The organism is Campylobacter sp. IFREMER_LSEM_CL2090, from assembly GCF_025771865.1.
GTDB lineage: Bacteria > Campylobacterota > Campylobacteria > Campylobacterales > Campylobacteraceae > Campylobacter_D > Campylobacter_D lari_D.
In genome coordinates, this window is sequence record NZ_JAKMRA010000037.1 from 1 (window position 1) to 622 (window position 622).

At 21.2% G+C, this 622-nt stretch carries 2 protein-coding genes; both read left to right on the forward strand.

All coding sequences use genetic code 11. The features are described 5' to 3' along the window. The first annotated feature begins 128 nt into the window (after positions 1–128). Positions 129–347: a type II toxin-antitoxin system RelB family antitoxin gene (gene relB, locus L8V85_RS08315; protein ID WP_039628375.1), complete on the forward strand. Its 219-nt coding sequence runs from the start codon at positions 129–131 to the stop codon at positions 345–347. Further along, positions 340–615, forward strand: coding sequence for a type II toxin-antitoxin system RelE family toxin (locus L8V85_RS08320; RefSeq protein WP_263737827.1), 276 nt, complete (start codon positions 340–342; stop codon positions 613–615). The genes relB and L8V85_RS08320 overlap by 8 nt, the downstream gene beginning before the upstream one ends. Positions 616–622: the final 7 nt, after the last annotated feature.

The window sequence follows — 622 nt, forward strand, 5'->3', positions numbered from 1 at the left end:
TTTAAATTAATTTCTTATACTTATTTTATTGTTTCAATGCGAAGATTAAAAGCACTAAGATAAAATATTATTTTGTGATAATTATAAAATGTGTTATAATGTATTACAAATAATACAAAGGTAAAATCATGAGAACAATATCGTTAAGAATTAGTGATCAAGAAGATATTTTACTAAAAGAATATCTAGCAATTAATAATTTGCAACTATCAAAATTTATAAGAGATACTATTTTAGAAAAAATAGAAGATGAGTTAAATTTAGATGAAAATAAAATTTTAATTTCACTTAAAGAAGCTAAAAAAGATAATATTTATAGCTTTGAAGAAGTATTTAAAAATGTATGAGATAAAATTCTCAAGTAGTGCCAAAAAATCAATTGAAAAACTTGATCAGCAAGTAGCAAGAATTATTAAGAGCTGGATTATTAAAAATTTAATAGAATCAGATAATCCAAAAAAATTAGCAAAAGAACTTAAGGGTAATTTAAAAGGTATTTATAGATTTAGAGTGGGTAATTATAGAATGCTTGCTGAAATTAATGATAATGAATTGTTTATTTTTGCATTCGAAATAGGACATCGAAGAGAAATATATAAGAAATTTAAAAAATAAATTTCTC

Bases quoted from the DNA above. Each gene is read 5' to 3' on its own strand.
- relB (WP_039628375.1), top strand. From the start codon at position 129: ATGAGAACAATATCGTTAAGAATTAGTGATCAAGAAGATATTTTACTA.
- L8V85_RS08320 (WP_263737827.1), top strand. From the start codon at position 340: ATGTATGAGATAAAATTCTCAAGTAGTGCCAAAAAATCAATTGAAAAA.